The sequence below is a fragment of the Agrobacterium sp. InxBP2 genome (genome assembly GCF_026191755.1).
GTDB classification, from domain to species: Bacteria; Pseudomonadota; Alphaproteobacteria; order Rhizobiales; family Rhizobiaceae; genus Agrobacterium; species Agrobacterium pusense.
Genome location: NZ_JAINDY010000021.1, coordinates 241,822 through 260,500 on the forward strand (window position 1 = coordinate 241,822; position 18,679 = coordinate 260,500).

Annotated in this window: 15 protein-coding genes; 9 read left to right on the forward strand and 6 right to left on the reverse strand. The window is 59.9% G+C overall.

Going from position 1 to position 18,679, the window contains the following annotated elements; all coding sequences use genetic code 11:
* Positions 1-20: 20 nt before the first annotated feature.
* Genes K7A42_RS05035 through K7A42_RS05045 form a run of 3 tightly spaced genes read right to left on the reverse strand, consistent with a single transcriptional unit; the run spans position 21 to position 4,158 of the window.
* A complete protein-coding gene (locus tag K7A42_RS05035; RefSeq protein WP_044459816.1) occupies positions 21-1,451 on the reverse strand; it encodes a mannose-1-phosphate guanylyltransferase/mannose-6-phosphate isomerase in 1,431 nt (476 codons plus the stop codon).
* The gene (locus K7A42_RS05040) at positions 1,448-1,672 is read right to left on the reverse strand and encodes a hypothetical protein (protein ID WP_035208549.1); all 225 of its coding nucleotides are present in this window, start codon (positions 1,670-1,672) and stop codon (positions 1,448-1,450) included. Before K7A42_RS05040 ends, K7A42_RS05035 begins: the two co-directional genes overlap by 4 nt.
* 56 nt (positions 1,673-1,728) lie before the next feature.
* The gene (locus K7A42_RS05045) at positions 1,729-4,158 is read right to left on the reverse strand and encodes a glucose/quinate/shikimate family membrane-bound PQQ-dependent dehydrogenase (RefSeq protein ID WP_220366955.1); all 2,430 of its coding nucleotides are present in this window, start codon (positions 4,156-4,158) and stop codon (positions 1,729-1,731) included.
* Positions 4,159-4,557: 399 nt separating this feature from the next.
* Here K7A42_RS05045 and K7A42_RS05050 point away from each other — a divergent pair, with 399 nt between their 5' ends.
* The 8 genes from K7A42_RS05050 to K7A42_RS05085 all read left to right on the forward strand — a co-directional run bounded on the left by K7A42_RS05050 (position 4,558) and on the right by K7A42_RS05085 (position 14,178).
* A complete protein-coding gene (locus K7A42_RS05050; protein ID WP_174151604.1) occupies positions 4,558-5,457 on the forward strand; it encodes a LysR family transcriptional regulator in 900 nt (299 codons plus the stop codon).
* Between the two features lie 160 nt (positions 5,458-5,617).
* A complete protein-coding gene (locus K7A42_RS05055; RefSeq protein ID WP_034498268.1) occupies positions 5,618-7,906 on the forward strand; it encodes an NADP-dependent malic enzyme in 2,289 nt (762 codons plus the stop codon).
* Between the two features lie 224 nt (positions 7,907-8,130).
* Positions 8,131-8,970 (forward strand): transporter substrate-binding domain-containing protein, encoded by an 840-nt coding sequence (locus K7A42_RS05060; RefSeq protein ID WP_004438468.1) that lies wholly within the window; start codon positions 8,131-8,133, stop codon positions 8,968-8,970.
* Positions 8,971-9,156: 186 nt separating this feature from the next.
* Positions 9,157-9,900: an amino acid ABC transporter permease gene (locus K7A42_RS05065; protein WP_111813386.1), complete on the forward strand. Its 744-nt coding sequence runs from the start codon at positions 9,157-9,159 to the stop codon at positions 9,898-9,900.
* Positions 9,897-10,679, forward strand: coding sequence for an amino acid ABC transporter permease (locus tag K7A42_RS05070; protein WP_006698607.1), 783 nt, complete (start codon positions 9,897-9,899; stop codon positions 10,677-10,679). The genes K7A42_RS05065 and K7A42_RS05070 overlap by 4 nt, the downstream gene beginning before the upstream one ends.
* 12 nt (positions 10,680-10,691) lie before the next feature.
* Positions 10,692-11,489: an amino acid ABC transporter ATP-binding protein gene (locus tag K7A42_RS05075; protein ID WP_174151605.1), complete on the forward strand. Its 798-nt coding sequence runs from the start codon at positions 10,692-10,694 to the stop codon at positions 11,487-11,489.
* Positions 11,490-11,493: 4 nt separating this feature from the next.
* Positions 11,494-12,840: an MmgE/PrpD family protein gene (locus K7A42_RS05080; protein WP_174151636.1), complete on the forward strand. Its 1,347-nt coding sequence runs from the start codon at positions 11,494-11,496 to the stop codon at positions 12,838-12,840.
* Positions 12,841-12,858: 18 nt separating this feature from the next.
* A complete protein-coding gene (locus tag K7A42_RS05085) occupies positions 12,859-14,178 on the forward strand; it encodes an LLM class flavin-dependent oxidoreductase (protein WP_022563613.1) in 1,320 nt (439 codons plus the stop codon).
* An 80-nt stretch (positions 14,179-14,258) separates the two neighbouring features.
* Here the strand turns inward: K7A42_RS05085 and K7A42_RS05090 are convergent, their stop codons facing one another.
* Positions 14,259-15,995 carry a methyl-accepting chemotaxis protein gene (locus K7A42_RS05090; RefSeq protein ID WP_174151606.1) on the reverse strand — a complete coding sequence of 579 codons (1,737 nt, stop codon included), beginning with the start codon at positions 15,993-15,995 and terminating at the stop codon, positions 14,259-14,261.
* Between the two features lie 317 nt (positions 15,996-16,312).
* Between K7A42_RS05090 and K7A42_RS05095 the strand changes: the two genes are divergently transcribed.
* Positions 16,313-17,566: an NAD(P)/FAD-dependent oxidoreductase gene (locus K7A42_RS05095; protein ID WP_220366954.1), complete on the forward strand. Its 1,254-nt coding sequence runs from the start codon at positions 16,313-16,315 to the stop codon at positions 17,564-17,566.
* A gap of 50 nt (positions 17,567-17,616) precedes the next feature.
* On the opposite strand, the gene K7A42_RS05100 is transcribed toward K7A42_RS05095, so the two are convergent.
* Positions 17,617-18,150 (reverse strand): hypothetical protein, encoded by a 534-nt coding sequence (locus tag K7A42_RS05100; protein ID WP_174151608.1) that lies wholly within the window; start codon positions 18,148-18,150, stop codon positions 17,617-17,619.
* Positions 18,151-18,216: 66 nt separating this feature from the next.
* Positions 18,217-18,441: an aa3-type cytochrome c oxidase subunit IV gene (locus K7A42_RS05105; RefSeq protein WP_004438441.1), complete on the reverse strand. Its 225-nt coding sequence runs from the start codon at positions 18,439-18,441 to the stop codon at positions 18,217-18,219.
* Positions 18,442-18,679 lie beyond the last annotated feature (238 nt).

An 18,679-nucleotide genomic window follows, 5' to 3' on the forward strand; every position in this document is an offset into this window, starting at 1 on the left:
TTCTCTTGCGTAGGTAACGCCTATTGCCTCTTATAATCATCCTCGATGCGGATGACATCGTCCTCACCAATATAGGCTCCGGTCTGGATTTCGACCAGTTCGAGCGGGATCTGCCCCTCATTGGCAAGACGGTGCGGCTGGCCGATCGGGATATAGACCGACTGGTTTTCCGTCAGCAGCCGGGTTTCGTCACCAATCGTCACGGTGGCCGTTCCCTTGACGATGATCCAGTGTTCCGAGCGGTGATAGTGTTTCTGGAACGAGATGCGGTGGCCGGGATCGACGGTGATATGACCGACCCGATAACGCTCGTCCACATACATGTGCTCGATGTAACCCCAGGGCCGGTAAACGCGCTTGTGGGTCTGCGTCTGTGGCGCATGTTCGCCGTCCTTCAGCGTCTCCACCAGACCCTTCACGTCCTGCACCCGGTTCTTCGGCACCACCAGAACCGCATCCTTGGTGGCCACCACCACCATGTCCTTCGCGCCCACCACCGTCGTCAGCAATTGCGTCGAATGGATGAGGCAGCCTTCGGAATCGATGAAGACGCCATTACCTTCCAGCGCATTGTCATTGCTGTGTTTGTCGGCGATCTCCCAGATCGCGTCCCAGCTGCCGATATCCGACCAGCGAAAATGGCCGTGCACGACAGCCATGCGCCTGGTCTTCTCAATCACGGCATAGTCGATGGAATTCTTGGGCGAGGCTTCGAAGCTTTCCTGATGCAGACGCACGAAGCCGAGGTCGCTTTCATATTGCTCGACGGACTGCGTTACCGCGGCCAGAATTTCCGGCGCAAAGGCCTCCAGTTCGGCAATCATCACGTCGGAGCGGAACAGGAAGTTTCCGGAATTCCAGAGATAGCCTTTTTCGAGATAGGAGATCGCCGTCTTCATGTCAGGCTTCTCCACGAAGGCCTCGACCTTGCTCAGATCCTTTTCACCATCAATCGCCTCGCCCGGCTTGATGTAACCATAGGAGGTGCGCGGCTCCGTCGGCACCAAACCGAAGACGACGATGTTGCCCTGATCGGCGGCTTTGGCGCCGAGTTTCACGGCATCGGAAAACTTGTCGGCATCGAGCACCACATGGTCGGCAGCAAGCGCCAGAACCAGGCATCCGGGCTCGCGGCGCTCGGCCAGCACAGCGGCGGCGGCCATGGCGGCGGCGCTGTCACGGCGGGCGGGCTCAAGCACCACGGTGGCCGGCAGATCGATCTCCTCCGCCTGACGGCGGGCAAAAAAACGGAAATCCTCGTTGGTGATGACGAGTGGCTCGGAATAAAGCGTTTCGTCACCCACCCGCTGCAGGGTCTGCTGATAGGTCGAAAGATTGCCGACCAGCGGCTGAAACTGCTTGGGCAACTGATCGCGCGAGACCGGCCATAGCCTGGAGCCAGCACCACCGGCCAGAAGAACCGGCGTGATCTTTCGAGATTGTTCCTTCACAATAAAACCTTTCCAACGTCAAAAAATTTCCCGGCGCGCCGGACAATATACATATTTCCCAATACCGCCATCATCGGTTCATGGGCGGACAAGCGCAAGCTCATAAATCCCCCTTGTGAAAGCTTGGTGAACAGCTGGGTGTCTGCCCCGGCACGCTTTCCTAACGCCACGCGGCAGGTGAGGTTCCGCTCGATTTCTTCGCGCGGATCGATGCAGAGCAAATAAAAACCCCGGGATTGCTCCCGGGGCCGGCTTCAAGTGAGGCGTGACGCAAGCGTCAGCCCGGCAATGCATAGGCGATGACATAGTCGCCACGGTCAGGAGACTGGCGTGCGCCGCCAGCTGAGATGACGATATATTGCTTGCCGGTCTTCGGAGACTTGTAGCTCATCGGGCCGCCCTGGCTGCCGACCGGAAGGCGGGCCTTCCAGACTTCCTTGCCGGTCGCCGTATCGAAAGCGCGCAGATAATAATCCTGCGTGCCGGCGATGAAGACGAGACCGCCCTGCGTGGCCAACGTGCCGCCGAGCGTGGGCATGCCGATCGGGATCGGAAGGCCCATCTTGATGCCGAGCGGACCGGTATCCTCGACAGTGCCCACGGGCACCTGCCACTTGATCTTCTGGGTCTTCATGTCGATAGCGGTCATCGTGCCATAGGGCGGGGCTTGGCAGGGTATACCGAGAGCCGACAGGAAACGGTTCTTGTTCACCGCATAGGGTGTGCCCTTCATGGGAACGACGCCCATGCCGGTATTGACGCTTTCGCCGCCACTCGCGACAGCCTTGGTCGGTGCCGCTTCCTGCATCTGGATCCAGAGACCGAGGCGCATGTCGTTGACGAAGATCGTGTTCGTGGTCGGGTCCGTCGAAAGACCGCCCCAGTTCATGCCGCCGAGCGAGCCCGGGAACGACAGGGAGAGGTCCGTGCCCGGCGCCGTATAGAGGCCCTCATAACGCATACCCTTGAAGGCAATGCGGCAAAGAAGCTGGTCAAACGGGGTCGCGCCCCACATGTCCGCTTCCGTCAGGGTCTGCGCACCGATCTGCGGCATGCCGACCGAGCGTGGCTGTGTCGGCGCGTAGCGCTCGTTCGGAATATTGGCGGGCTTGACCGGAACTTCTTCAACCTTGGTCAGCGGCTGGCCTGTCTCCCGGTCGAGAACATAGATCTGTGCCGCCTTGGTGCCGAAAACCAGTGCCGGAACAGTGGTTCCATCCGCTTTCGGGAAATCGACGAAGCTCGGCTGCATCGGCACGTCGAAGTCCCAGAGGTCGTTATGAACCGTCTGGTAGACCCATTTTTCGCGACCGGTGGTGGCATCGAGCGCCAGCATCGAAGCACCATATTTATGGTCGAGCGGTGTGCGAGTTGCGCCGTACAAGTCCACCGAAGGGCTGCCGACCGGCATGAAGACGGTGTTCAGCTCCGGATCATAGGACATGGACGCCCAGACGTTGGGTGTGGAACGCGTGTAGGTCTGTCCCTCGGGCGGAAGTCCGGTAATATCAGGGTTGCCAGGGTCGAAGGCCCAGCGAAGCGCGCCCGTCACCACATCGAAACCGCGCATCACACCGCCGGGCATATCGACCTGAACGTTGTCGGCGATACGGCCGCCGACAACGACAGTCGTGCCGGCAAGCGTAGGTGCGGAGGTCAACACATATTGCGGGTCCGGTGCATCGCCGAGACCGATCTTCAGGTCGACGCGGCCATTGGTGCCGAAATCAGGGCAAAACGCGCCGGTGTCGGCATCGAGCGCTATCAGTTCCGCATTGATGGTGTTCATCAGAATGCGACGCTGGCAAAGCGCGCCCTCGGCCACCACAGCCGGGGTAACCGGCGTGGAGCCCGGTGCAGTCGGCTGCTTCAGCGGCGCCTTGGCGTCGAAATAGGCAAGACCGCGGCAACGCATCCAGACGGAAGATTTCGCGTTGATTTCCGCCTTCCACTTCTCTGCGCCGGTATCTGCATCAAGAGCGATGACATTGTTATGCGGCGTGCACAGGAATACGGTGTCGCCAACCTGCAGCGGCGTTTCCTGATCTTCCGCACCATTCGCGCCGGGGCTGATCGGGGTATCGCCGGTGTGGTAGGTCCAGGCGACTTCGAGGTTCTTGACGTTGTCGCGCGTGATTTCATCGAGAGCGACAAAGCGGCTGCCGCCGGATGTATTGCCGTAATGTTCCCAGTTCTTCTGCTCCGTTTCCGGTGTTACGGGCGTCAGGGCTGCGGGTTCACCATTGAACGCGACGGTGGGGTGCGGCACGAACATGCCGGCAAAACCCGCGCCGGTGGCGATGGCGAGAATGGCGGCAATGGCGAAAGAGGCGCCGTATGCCGGAGCCTTGCCGGCCGCGCGACGCAAGAGAGGATAGGAGAGCGCAACGACAATGGCACCGACGCCCATCGCGAGAAGGCGTGAAATGAGCGGCCAGAAGTGCAAGCCGGCTTCCCACACCGCCCAGATGCCGGTGAGGACGAAGACAAGGCCGAAGAGAACCGCACCGGCAGGCTTGCGCAGCAGGATGAGCAGGCCCGAGACGATGAGCGCGATGCCCGCCGTGACGAAATAGAGGCTGCCGCCGAGGGCCACAAGCTGGCCGCCGCCAATGGCGAAGAACAGGCCTGCGGCAACGATGACAGCGCCGAGCACCAACAGCCACAATCTGGCTGGGAGCGATAAAGAAGTTGCTGGATTACCCATGAAAGAATGTCCGGTTAGAAGAGCTGCCCCAAAAGGCTGAAGCCCGGTGATTGTTCAGCGTCCGGCGATGCCGGGACAGCCTGCGGCCGCAATGGCCAGGCGAAAATGCGCCGAAGGCGGCGCGGCTGAACGGGGAACAATGGTGGGGAAGACTTCCGTCGTGACTGTCATGCGTGACCCATTCACTGCAGGTAACCGCCGGCCCCATGGACGGCGGGCAAGATGCTTGAACAAATCCTCCCCGGTTTCTCCCATCAAAGTCTGCAAAGCGGCAAAGACGATCGAAACACTGGCTGCGGTATAACGTCGCCTGCGACAAGATGACAATGCGCAAGCTGGGCAATTTCGATAAGCTATGCTTATATCACATCACACCCGACAAAACAAAGAAATCTCCCGATGGATATTCGTCAACTCACGATATTCGTGGAAGCGGCAAGGGCGAGGAACTTTCGTGCCGCCGCCCTGCAGCTCGGCATTGCCCAGCCCGCCGTCACCCAGCGCATTCGACAGCTGGAGGAAAATCTGGGCTTCAAGCTCTTTCACCGCATCAATCGCGGTGTGGAACTTACCCCGGCCGGTCAGTCCATGCTCATCGAGGCGGAAGAAATCCTTGCACGCACCAAAAGTGCGCTGGAAAGGGCGCAGCAGATCCGCCGCGGCCAGCTTGGCACGCTGCGCATCGGTTACGGCACCAGTGTTATGGCCGAGCGTAAACTACCCGCGCTCATTACCCGCTATGGTGACGAGCACCCAGACGTGACGCTTGAACTGTTGCCCGGCATGACAATGGAACAGCTGATCGAGCAGGTGACGACCCGCGAGACCGACGTTGCCTTCATCCGCGCGCCTCTTCCCACGCTGCCGCAGACCTTGCGAACCATGCCGTTCGACCGCTCGAGGCTTTGCGTCGCTTTGCCGGAACGTCACGTACTCGCCAAGCGCCCGCAGGTTTCCGTCAGCGATATCCTGCACGAAAAACTGCTGCTGCCGGTTGACGAGATTGGCCTCGGCCTCAGCAGCAGCGCGCTTTCGCTTTTCGAAGATGCCGGCTGCACGCCGCAAGTCGGCATGCGCATCGCCAACGTCAATACGATTCTCGCGCTCGTGGAGGCCGGTGCAGGCATTTCCATCCTGCCGGAAAGCACGGTGCTTTCCGCAAGGGGCACTGCCGCCGTGTCACTCGATAGCGCGGAGGCATGGTCCGACTGCGTACTGCTCGTCAGGCGCGGCGCGCTTGCCCTGCATGTCGAAGCCTTCGCGAATATGGCCCGCCGAGCCTACAGACTTAGCCTTTGACAAGCAGGACGCGGAATTAATCGATTGAATCGGCCGCAAATTTCATCCCGCTTAAATTTGCTGCACTGAACAACATTCAAGGCTTGGCAGGCGCGCGAAAAATACAATAACAACAGCGGATATTTTTACATTGTTATAGACACGAAAGCACACACAGCCCATGTCCGACACGACCAAGCCCGCCAGCACAAGAACATCGGTTACGGATCAGGAAGCCCTGGATTTCCACGCGGAAGGCAGGCCGGGCAAGCTGGAAATCACCCCGACGAAGCCGATGGCAACACAGCGGGATCTGTCACTCGCCTATTCGCCCGGCGTGGCCGTGCCGGTGAAAGCCATCGCCGAAAATCCGGCGACCGCTTACGATTATACGACACGCGGCAACATGGTGGCCGTCATCTCCAACGGCACCGCGATCCTAGGGCTGGGCAATCTCGGCGCGCTGGCCTCGAAGCCGGTCATGGAAGGCAAGTCGGTCCTCTTCAAGCGTTTCGCCGATGTCGATTCCATCGATCTCGAGGTCGATACCGAAGACGCCGATGAGTTCATCAATTGCGTGCGTTACCTCGGCCCCTCCTTCGGCGGCATCAATCTGGAAGACATCAAGGCGCCGGAGTGTTTCATCATCGAAAGCCGCCTGCGCGAATTGATGGATATTCCCGTATTCCATGACGACCAGCACGGCACCGCCATTATTGCCGCCGCCGGCCTGATCAACGCCATCGAACTGACCGGACGTGACTTCAAGACCACCAAGCTCGTCTGCAACGGTGCGGGTGCGGCCGCAATCGCATGCATGGACCTCATCAAGGCCATGGGTTTCAACCCGGAAAACATCACGCTCTGTGATACCAAGGGCGTCATCTATCAGGGCCGCACCGAGGGCATGAACCAATGGAAATCCGCGCATGCGGTGAAAACCGACAATCGCACGCTGGCGGAAGCCATGAAGGGTGCTGACGTGGTGTTCGGCCTCTCACAGAAGGGCGCGTTCAGCGAAGAAATGATCCGCTCCATGGCGCCGAAGCCGATTATCTTTGCAATGGCCAATCCCGACCCGGAAATCACCCCGGAAGAAGTGTCCCGCATCCGCGATGACGCCATCATGGCGACGGGACGTTCCGACTATCCGAACCAGGTCAACAACGTCCTCGGCTTCCCCTATATCTTCCGCGGCGCGCTCGATGTGCGTGCCCGCCAGATCAACGATGCCATGAAGATCGCCGCCGCGCAGGCGCTGGCGGATCTGGCCCGCGAAGACGTGCCTGACGATGTGGCCGCCGCCTATCAGGGCAACCGCCCGCGTTTCGGACCGCAATATATCATTCCGGTCCCGTTCGATCCGCGCCTGATCTCCGCCATTCCTGTCGCCGTGGCAAAAGCCGCTATCGAAACCGGCGTCGCCCAGCGCGAAATTCCCGATCTCGACGCCTATGCCCGCGAGCTTTCGGCCCGTCGTGATCCGATGGCCTCGACCACGCAACGCCTTTACGAGCGTGTGCGTCGTTCGCCCAAGCGCGTGGTCTTTGCCGAAGCGGAAGAAGAACAGGTCATGCGCGCGGCGATTTCGTTTACCGCTCAAGGGCTTGGTACCGCCATCCTGCTCGGCCGTGACGATATCATCAAGGCCAATGCGGAGCGTGCCGGTATCGATCTCGACCGCGCCAATATCGAAATTACCAATGCCCGCCTCTCCAGCCGGGTCGATGCCTATATCGATTACCTCTATGCGCGGCTGCAGCGCGGCGGCTTCCTGCTGCGCGACGTGCAGCGCCTGATCCACAACGACCGCAACCACTTCGCCGCCTGCATGGTCGCGATGGGCGATGCGGACGCGGTGGTGACGGGCGTGACGCGCAATTATTCGACGGCGCTGGAAGATATCCGCCGTTGCATCAACACCAAGCCAGGCCATCGCGTCATCGGCGTGTCCCTCGTTGTCTCGCGCAACCGCACCGTCTTCGTGGCCGACACGGCCGTGCACGACATGCCGAATGCCGAGGACCTCGCCGATATCGCCGAGGAGGCAGCCGGCCTCGCCCGCCGTTTCGGTTACGAGCCGCGCGTTGCCATGCTCGCTTATTCCACCTTCGGCCAGCCGGTCGGCGAACGCTCCGACAAGGTGCGCGAGGCGGTGAAAATTCTCGACAAGCGCAACGTCAATTTCGAGGTCGATGGCGAAATGTCGGCGGATGTGGCGCTGAACCATCACCGCATGCAGAGCCAGTATCCCTTCGCGCGCCTTTCCGGCCCCGCCAATGTGCTGGTCATGCCCGCCATCCATTCCGCCTCCATCTCCACCAAGATGCTGCAGGAATTGGGCGGTGCGACCGTCATCGGCCCTCTTCTCGTCGGCCTCGACAAGTCGGTGCAGATAACCTCGATGGGGGCCAAGGACAGCGATATCGTCAACATGGCAGCAATCGCGGCCTATAATGCCGGACGATAATTGAAATGCAGTGCGGCTTGCTTCTCGCCTCTTGGTTGAAACAAGCCGCACACCACTAAAACCTAAAGAACAAGATTCTACGATTTTAAATTATTAGGATATTTTTTCTGCCTGACAACATTATTGGAACTCGTTTCTATTCATAGTATTTTTTGCGCAATGCCAATTCTCGCTCTCTGCAAGTCCGTCATGTAGGTTCCAGCCACAAGCAAAAGGAAATACCCATGGCCTTCTCCCTCCCCAAGTTTGCCGCGAAACTCATCGCCGGAACCGTTGTCATCGCCTCGCTGGCAACCACCGCTCATGCGGATGCAACGCTTGACCGCATCAAGGGTCGCGGCAAGCTCACCGTCGGCGTCATTCTTTCCGGCGCGCCTTTTGGTTTTATCGATCCAAAAACGCAGGAGCAGAAGGGCCTCAACATCGACGTCGCCAAGGCGCTCGCCGCAGGTCTCGGCGTTGAACTGGTGACTGAGACCGTGACCCCGCCAAACCGCGTGCAGTTCCTGCAGCAGGGGAAGGTCGATATTCTTATCGCCAACATGCAGTACACCGAAGAACGTGCGAAAACGCTCGACTACGTGCCCACCCCCTATGACCGTCAGGGCGGCGCCGCCATCGGTCGAAAAGACTCTGGCATCAAGGACTGGTCCGACCTGAAAGGCAAGATCGCCTGCGTGTCTCAAGGTTCCAACTACACTCAGCCGCTGATCGAGCAATATGGCGCGCAGGTAAAAGCTCTGCCCAGCCAGCCGGAATCGCTGCTGGCGCTGAAGGGTGGCAATTGCGATGTGTCCGTTCACGTCAACGGCACGCTGAGCCTGATGCTTCAGGACCGCGCTGATGAGTGGAAGGATTACGGCATCCTCATCCCCACAGATCTCATACCGTCGGATTCCGTGATCTGGCTGCGAAAGGGTGAAAGCGACACGCAGGCGGCTCTCGACAAGATCGTCAAGGAATTGCACGCTTCCGGCAAGATGCTGGAATTCGCCAAGGCAAACCGTCTGCCGAGCATCGGCTATATGGAAGAACAGCAGAAGAAGCTGTCCGCCGCGCAGTAAAGGTCAGCGCACGGCTGTCCTGTCATCCCCCGTCACGCCGCAACGTGGTGAGGACGATGGCATAGAGATGGTTCCCATGATCATCAGGAACGGCCGGTTCACCTGCCGTTCTTTTCTGCTTTATAATGGCAGGCCATTCTGGCGCCGCCCACGTGGCGGCACCCGCAATAACAGCATGGATTTCCAATGCAGGATTCATTTACAGCGCGCTTCATAGAACTGGCCGCGCATCTTGGCCTCAACTATGATTTTCTGAACAGCGGCTATGAGGTTCAGATCTGGCTCGACGGCATGAAGATGACGCTGATCCTCGTTACCGTCACCTTGCCGCTCAGCCTCGTCTTCGGTTTCATTTTCGCGGCAATGCTCACGTCCGGGAAGACCTGGCTCGCCGGTCCCGTGCGCGCCTATGTGGAACTGACGCGCAACACGCCGACGCTGGTACAGCTGATGTGCGGTTTCCTCGTGCTCAACATGCTGATTTCCAATGCGCTGGGTGGCGCGCAGAACAATCCGCTGACACCGTTTTTCTGGGTCGTTGCGGTCACGGGACTGCACATTGCCGCCTTCCATGCCGAAGCGCTGCGCGGCGGCATCGAGGCGGTGCCCGGCACCACAATCGAGGCAGCGCGTGCAATCGGTTTCAGTTCCTTCGAGATTCTGCGTTATGTGGAGTTTCCGCTGGCGATCCGGACAGCGCTGCCCTCCATCATCAACAATCTCGTCAATCTGGTGAAGCTCACCACGGTCGGCTCTGCAATCGCCGTGGGTGAGATCACCTATGCCTCCATCCTGATCTGGACGCAGCGCGACAATGTGGTCGAGCTGATGATCGTTATCCTCGTTTTCTTCAGCGTCATCAATTTCATCGTCGCAAGGGCCGGTCTCTGGCTTGAACGGCGTCTTGCGGTTCCGGGGTTCGGTCAATGAGTGCGGTGGTTTCTCCAACACGGGCGGTGAAGAAGCCGCCTTTCGGCACCATTCTGCTGCTGGGCGTCCTGGTTGCCGTCATCCTGTGGCTGGTCCTCGATCCGTCGCTCGGCCAGGTGCTGCTGGAATGGCTGCCCTATCTCGCCAAGGGCTTCGCCATGAATGTGCTGATAAGCATTCTGGCGATCGCCATCGGCACATTTATCGGCGTTCTTCTCGGCATCATGGAGCTTGCGCCCTACCGTCTGGTTCGCGCACCGGCACTGACCTATGTGCAAATTTTCCGCAATGCCCCGCATCTGGTGCTGATCTTTGCCGCGACTTACATCTTCCCCTTCGAGATCGTGGCCTTTGGCAACTACATTCCTTTTCCGGACTGGATCAAGGCGGTTGTGGGCCTTGCCATTCCCGCCAGCGCCCATATCGCCGAAATCACCCGCGGCGCCATCCAGTCCATTCCGACAGCGCAATGGGAAGCCGCTCAGGGGCTGGGCTTTTCGCGCAACCAGACCCTGCGCTGGATCATCCTGCCGCAATGCATAAAACGCTCCCTGCCGCCGTGGATGAACCTCTACGCATCGATCACCATGGGCACGGCGCTCGCCTCGCTGGTCGGCGTGCATGAGCTTCTTCACGCCGCGACCGACGCCAGCACCGCCGTGCAGCGCAACGATTTCACCGTGGTGGTCTATCTCACCGTTCTGATGGCGTTCTTCCTGTTCTGCTATCCCGTCTCCCGTTTCACGCAGCGCCTCGAGCGGCGCTTCGCTTCCCGCTGATTGGAACAAGCCATGCCCGCATCCATCGCCCAAAACGCCCAGCCGCTTGTTGAACTCGAAGCAATCCATCTTGCTTTTGGTGACAACCAGGTTCTGAAAGGCATTGATCTCACCGTCAACAAGGGGGACGCCGTCTCCATCATCGGTCCTTCCGGCTCCGGCAAGTCCACCATCCTGCGCTGCATCAACGGCCTGCTCATTCCGCAATCGGGCAAGATCACCGTCGGCGGCACCCGTGTCGACCAGCTGAAGACCGAGGCCGAGCGCATCGCGCTGCGCAAGCGCATCGGCATCGTGTTCCAGCAGTTCAACCTCTTCCCGCATCTGACGGTGATGGAAAACATCACCATCGCGCCGATCAAAATACTTGGCACGCCAAAAGCCGAAGCGGAGCGCCATGCCCGCGAATTGCTGGAAAAGGTCCGCCTGTCCCAGAAGGTCGACGCCTATCCCGGCCAGCTTTCCGGCGGCCAGCAGCAGCGCGTGGCGATCGCCCGCGCGCTCGCCATGCGGCCGGAGCTGGTACTGTTCGATGAAGTCACCTCGGCACTCGATCCCGAAACGGTTGGGGAAGTGCTCGCCGTCATCCGCGACCTCGTCAACGACGGCATGACGAGCATTCTCGTTACTCACGAAATGCGCTTTGCCGAAGAAATCAGCGACAAAATCGTCTTCACCGAAAACGGCCTGATCGTCGATCAGGGCACGCCGGAGCACATATTCTACAAGTCGACCAATCCGCGCATCAACGCCTTCGTCAAGGGTCTCGGCGGACAAGGCGCGCGCGTGAATGACGGCGAAGGGATCTGATGCCATGGTCGCGGAGGAAAAACTCACACTTCGTCTTGCAGGAGCCATTGCCGCTTCCGATCCGCTACACGATGAAGAGGCGGTCACCATTGCCCGCACGGCACTGATCGATTTCTTTGCCTGCGTTCTGGGCGGCGCTGCCGACAGGAGCACGAAAATCCTGATCGACACCTTCACGTCAGGCACGCAAGGCGCAGCCGGCATCGTCGGCCACGATCTGCGTACGGATGCCTTCACCGCCGCCCTTATCAACGGCCATGCCGGTCACGTGCTTGATTACGACGACGTCCATGGCAGTGTGCGCGGCCACCCCACCGTCGCCATTGTTCCAGCCCTGCTGGCTGTTGCGGTCGAGGAAGGCTCGACGGCGGATGCATTCATCGCCGCCTATATCGTCGGGCTGGAAACCATGGCCCGCATTGGCCTGTCGCTCGGCACCAGACATTACGAAAATGGTTTCCACGCCACCGCCACACTTGGCCCCATGGGTGCCGCGGCGGCGATCGCTCATCTCCTGAAATTCGATCCGCAGACAACGGCCGTGGCGCTCGGCCTCGCCGCCACGCAATCGGCCGGGCTTCGCCTGCAATTCGGTTATGACGCCAAGCCGCTCCATGCGGGGCTTGCCACGCGTGCCGGCCTCACCGCAGCACGGCTGGCACGATCCGGCTTTCAGGGCGCGCCGGATTTTCTGGAAAATTCCATCGGCTTTTATTCGGCCTTCGCCTTCGGCGCCGAGCAGCCGAAGCGTGTTCTCTCCGGCTGGGGCGCACCCTGGCAGATCGTCTCGCCGGGCCTGACCCTCAAGGCCTTCCCGTGTTGTACCGCGGCACACCCCGTCGCCGTGGGCGCGCTGGCGCTGCGCAGCACCCATGAGCTGCAGCCGGAAGAAATCGAGGCGGTCACCATCACCTTCCCGCCCGGCGGCGATGCCGCGCTTGTCGGCCCTGCCACGCCCGCAACCGGCATAGACGCGCGCTTCAGCCCCGAATATGTCTTCGCTGCGGCGCTGACGGATGGGTCACTGGGGATCAGCCATTTCGACGAACGCCCGGCACGCGCCGACCTGCTCGGCCTTTCCGCGAAAGTCTCGCGCCGGCATGACGAGACCGCTCGCCGCCTGTCGCCAGACCCAACCACCCGTTTCGTGGTGATAGATGTCACGAAGAAGGATGGTACGGTGCTATCGCGCCGCGTCGACGAGCTTCCCGGCATTGATGACCCGGCCGAAAAATTTGCCGACGCGACCGGCGGCAGTGAAAAATTCGCCAGTATCCCGGCCTTGGTGCGGTCCATGAAAACCGCAGCCGACCTCAGGAAGCTCGAAATGCTTCTGGTATCGCCAATTTAACTCGACTGACATGAAGGCATGATTCCCATGACCACCACGACCCGCAAAAGACAGATGCATCTCGGCCTTTTCCTGCAGGGTGCCGGACACCACGTTTCCGGCTGGCGTCACCCCGATGCGGAGGCCGGCAGCGAAAACCTCGATCTGCTCACCCGCGTAACAAAAATGGCCGAAGCGGCAAAGTTCGACATGGTATTTCTCGCCGACGGGCTGACCAGCGGCGTCGACGCCCATCCTTCGATGATCGCACGTTTCGAGCCGTTGACCCTGCTTGCCGCGCTGGCAATGGTGACGGAGAAGATCGGGCTGGCCGCAACCGCCTCCACCACCTATGGCGAGCCCTATCACACCGCTCGCGCCTTCGCCTCCATAGACCATCTAAGCCATGGTCGAGCGGCCTGGAACATTGTCACCACCTCTTACGCACGGACGGCAGCGAATTTCTCCAAGGACCACCCCGAGCATGACGAGCGTTATGCGGTGGCGGAAGAATATGTGAACGTCGTTCGCGGCCTTTGGGACAGCTGGGATGACGACGCCTTCATCAAGGACAAGCAGGCGGGCCGCTACGTCGATCCCGAGAAAGTCCATGTTCTCAACCACGAAGGCAAATATTTCACCGTCAAGGGACCGCTCAACATTCCGCGCTCGCCGCAGGGCCATCCGGTTCTCATCCAGGCCGGTTCCTCCGGGCCGGGTCAGGATCTTGCCGCACGCACCGCCGATATCGTCTTCACCGCCCAACAGGCGATTTCCGAAGCGCAGGCTTTCTACACGAGCCTCAAGGCGCGCGTCGAAAAATTCGGCCGCGATCCCGCCAGCGTTGCCGTGATGCCCGGCTTCATGCCGATCATCGGCAGGAGTTTCGAGGAGGCGAGTGAAAAGCTGAAGGAACTGAACCGCTGGACGGACATCAAGAGCGCGATGCCGCTGCTCGAAGAGCGCATCGGCCACAGCCTGGCCGACTATGATCTCGACGGCCCGTTGCCCGAACTTCCCATCTCCGACCAGTTGCGCAGCCGCGCCGAGTTGCTGACCGAGCTGGCACGGCGCGAAAAGCTCACGATCCGAGAACTGGCGCTGCGCGTCGCGGCCGGCCGTGGCCACCATATCGTCATGGGAACGGCGAGCGATGTTGCCGACAGGATGCAGCAATGGTTCGAAAACGGCGCAGCCGATGGCTTCAACGTCATGCCGCCCTTCTTCCCCGGCGGTCTGGAGGAGTTTAATCGCGAGGTGGTACCTCTCTTGCAGGAACGCGGCCTGTTCCGCCGGGAATATGAGGGCTCCACATTGCGCGACCACCTCGGCATCACGCGCCCGGCCTTGCGGGGATAACCGTGCGCAGGTGCCCTATCAAGGGCATCCGCCTCAATTGATGATCAGCAATAAGCGGGGCCGGCGAAAGCCGGCTCCCTTCATGCTGCTGCGCGCCCGACCTCCTGATCGTGCCGAGCAGCAGTCGAAAAATCAGACCGTATAGAGGCACCATCCTCACGCTGAACCGTGCGGCGGTTCAGTTTGAACAGGCTGACAAGCTGGGCCAATGCATCCGCACCCTGCGCGAGAGTGGTGCTGATTACGGTGGTGCGTGCGCTCATGGCGGCGTTTTCCTGCGTCATCCGGTCCAGCCGGTTGACCGCCTTGTTGATCTCACTGATGCCGACAGCCTGCTCGTCCGCTGCCTTGGCGATCATGTCAACGTTGCCGTCAATATGCCTGACCAGCGCGTCGATCTGCTTCAGCGCTTCGCCCGTTTCACCCACGAGCCTTACCCCTTCGAGGACCTCGCTGCCGGAATTGTTGATCAGCGCCTTGATTTCCTTGGCGGCACCGGCGGAACGCTGCGCAAGCTCGCGCACCTCCTGCGCCACCACGGCAAAGCCCTTGCCGGCTTCACCCGCGCGGGCGGCTTCCACGCCCGCATTCAGCGCCAGCAGGTTGGTCTGGAAGGCGATCTCATCGATAACACCGATGATCTGACTGATTTCCCGCGATGCTGTCTCGATGCGCTGCATGGCATTGACCGTGCGCTCAACGACCTCGGTCGAGGCCGCGGTGGATGTGCGTGCACTCTGAACCAGCTTGCGGGTCTCTTTCATGTTTTCCGTGGATGAACGAACCGTCGCCGTGATTTCCTCCAGTGCCGCAGAGGTTTCTTCGAGCGCTACGGCCTGCTCGCGCGAACGTTCGGCCAGATTGACGGAAGCCTCGCTGACTTCCTGGCTGCTGCGGGTCAGATCGCCCGTCTGGCCGAGAACATTTTCCAGCGTCTTCTGGAATTCCGCGATAGACTTGTTGAAATCGCGCCGCAGGCTCTCAAATTCACCCACGAAGGGTTTGTCCAGCGTGACGCGGATGTTGCATTGGGAGAGCCGCTCAAGCGCCGCGCCAAGCTCCTCCACCGCATGCATGCGGTCCGTCACGTCGAAGGCAAACTTCGCCACCTTCAAGACACGGCCCTGCTCATCCAGTATCGGATTATAGGACGCCTGGATGAAAACGCGTTTGCCGTCCTTGCCGAGCCGCATGAACTGCCCGGCAGAGAAACGGCCGCTCCTCAGCTCCTGCCAGAAATCACGATATTCCTGGGACTGGGCATAAGCTGGCTCACAGAACATCGAATGATGCTTGCCCACAATTTCCTGCGCCGTGTAACCAAGCGCCGCGAGGAAATTCTCGTTGGCGCTGAGGATCTTCCCATCTGGTGTAAATTCGATCATGGCCTGCGCGCGGGAGAGAGCGGCCAGCTTGCCGTCATCTTCCATGCTCTTGCGCTTGATCACGGTGATATCGGTTGCAACCTTGACGATCTTGTAAGGTTTACCGAAACGAAAGACGGGATTATAGGAAGCTTCGATCCAGATTTCGTCGCCGTTTTTTGCCCGGCGCCGATATTGACCCTGATCATATTCGCCGCGCGAGAGTTTCGCCCAGAACGCGTTGTATTCCGCATTGGCAGCCTCTTCGGGAGCGACAAACATGCTGTGGTGCCGTCCGATGATTTCGGACTGCTGATAACCCACCGCTTTGCAGAAATTATCGTTCGCCTTCAGAATTTTCCCGGTCAGATCGAATTCGATGATGGCCTGCGAACGGTTCAGGGCGTCAAGTACCGCAGATGCATCCAGACCGAGTTTGGAAAAGTGAGACATGCCTTTAAAACCCCCAAATTAACCGCCGCGCAGACCCACTGCCCCTCCGAATGAGAAGGGATGAACATGGATGGGCCTGACTGCACGCGAAACTAGCCAGACACTGTTAAATAGCGATTAATAATGACTCATAACTATCTAAGCCGCGACCTGGCCGATGGGCAAAACGCACTGATGTGCATGGCGGCCTCCCCACCGCGGAACCGCTTATTTGCCACAGTGCTGATATTTCTATCGCCGCAGCGTGATGCGACCTTTCATACCCTCTGCATTCATTGTTATGGCGGGCTTGAGAGATTTGTATTGCAGGAGCGCCGATGACCAAAACCCTGAAATGCGACGTGCTGGTGGTCGGCACCGGCATTATCGGTTCCATGGCAGCGCTTTATCTGCAGAATGCCGGGCGTGATGTCGTGCTTCTTGAGCGTGGCGACATCTCCCGCGGTGCGAGTTCCGGTAATGCCGGCATATTGGCCTTTCCGGAAATCATCCCCATTCCCGCGCCCGGTATCATGAAAAAAGCCCCGCGCTGGCTTTTTGATCCGCTCGGACCTCTCAGCGTGCCGCCGGCCTATGCACCGAAGATCGCCCCGTGGCTTTGGCGTTTCTGGCGCGCCAGCGCCGAACGCAGTTTCCGTCATGGGCTGAAATCACTCGTGGAAATCAACCGGCTGGCGGCCATCGAAATGGCCCACATCGCTGCCATGCCCGAGCTCTCGTCCTTCATCTCAAAAACCGGCACGCTTGATATCTATGATAGCGAGGCGAGCCTCAACGCCGCCCGTAGGGATTGGGACGAAAAGGAAAAAGCCGGCTTCGCATTCCAGCGCGTTGACCGCAACGAAATCGAAGAGCTGCAGCCGGGCCTGGCGCCGCAGTTCCGCCATGCGGTGTTTTCGGCGGATGGCCTGCAGGTCTCCGATCCCTATGATTTCACCCGCGCCATATTTGATCTTGTGATCTCACGCGGAGCCAGCCTTCGCAAAGGCGAAGCTCAGCGCATCGACGCAGTGGGCGAAAGTACGATCGTCACGCTGGAGAACGGCGACAAGATCGACGCCGACAAAGTGGTGATCGCCTGTGGAGCATGGTCCAAAAAACTTGCGGCGACGCTTGGCAACATCGTGCCGCTGGAAACGGAACGAGGATACAACACGACCCTGCCTGTCGGTGCTTTCAACCTGACACGCCAGCTTTATTTCAACGACCACGGCTTCGTTGTGACCCCCTTGTCGACTGGCATCCGCGTCGGCGGCGCCGTCGAACTCGGCGGGCTGGACCTGAAGCCGAACTTCCGCCGCGCGGAAGCCATGTTGAAAAAAGCGGAACGTTTCCTTCCCGGCCTCAAACTGGAAGGCGGACGGCAATGGATGGGGTTCCGCCCCTCCATGCCGGACTGTCTTCCCGTCATTGGCACCGCGCGGACGACACCCTCCGTTATCTACGCCTTCGGCCACGGTCATTTGGGGTTGACCCAGTCGGCAGCCACAGCCCGGCTGGTGACGCAGATGGCAAACGGCGACGAAACGTCCATCTCGGTCGATCCCTTCCGCCCGGGACGGTTTTCCTGAAATGGGGTAGCACTGGCGACGCCACGGCCCGGCCTCGCCAGCAATACGGGTTATTTCACCGTCTGCGTGGAATCGTCAGGGAATTCCACCGTCGCGAAGGACGGGTAGACCTTTCGCAAGATGGTCACCTGCTGCTGATCGCTCACCCGGAGCAAATACCAGTCCGAACCGTCGATCAGCGCCAGCGTGTGGGACTTCGCCTCTATGGTCTGACCGCCGGTTTCCATCACGGTTTTTGTCGGAATGAGCGCATACGGCGTGCCATCCGGCGTCTCAGTCAGGCTGATCGCCCGCGCGTCCATGGTGAATTCGGTTATCTTGACCGCCGCGAGCGCCATCTGCATCTGCGCCGTCAAGGCGCTCCGCAACTGCTCCACGGTGACACCCGCATCACTGGCGATGAACTCGAAGATTTTCGGCGGCACAGTCTTGCCGACCGTTTCGAAATCCTGCGCATTCAGGGCGGTGCTGAAACGCTCGATCTCGGCACGCAGCCTCTCCTGCTCGGCAGGAGAGAGATCACGCGCGGAGACGGGACATGCAACCGCAATCAACAGAAACAGACAGGATAAAAGGCGTTTCATGCCCGGCCTTCCCGGTTGTCCGGCAGAACCCTTACCCGTAAGGGCAACAGCCCGCAAACGGTTCGATCAGCGCAGCAGAACGAAACCGGCCGCCGACAGAACGAGAAAGACAACGAGACCGCCGAGGAAGCCCGCGGATGTGAAAAAACCGGCAACCATGGCCAGCATCAGCACGCACAGCATCATCGTGCCGTATTTGGTCAAGGCCAGAAAACCGTTATAGGTCTTTTCGTGTTCGGCGTAGTTCATTTCAGCGCCAAGTTCGACCGGACCTGTATGGTGTTCGCTCATTCCACTTCCCCTTTGCTCCATCCGTCATTCCCGTCCTGCGGGGAAATCTGCCCCGCGGACGATCACGGGCCATGCCGGATTCTCCGGTGCCAGAGGTAACATGAAGTGGTCGAAAAGCGCAATGCGTTCCGCACGAAAGTGTCACGCCGCCATCCGTCGGACCGGCTCTCAAGGACAATACTTGCCTTCCGGCAACATTCTTTCGTTAATAGTTGAAAAGGGCCACCGTTCTTGCTCT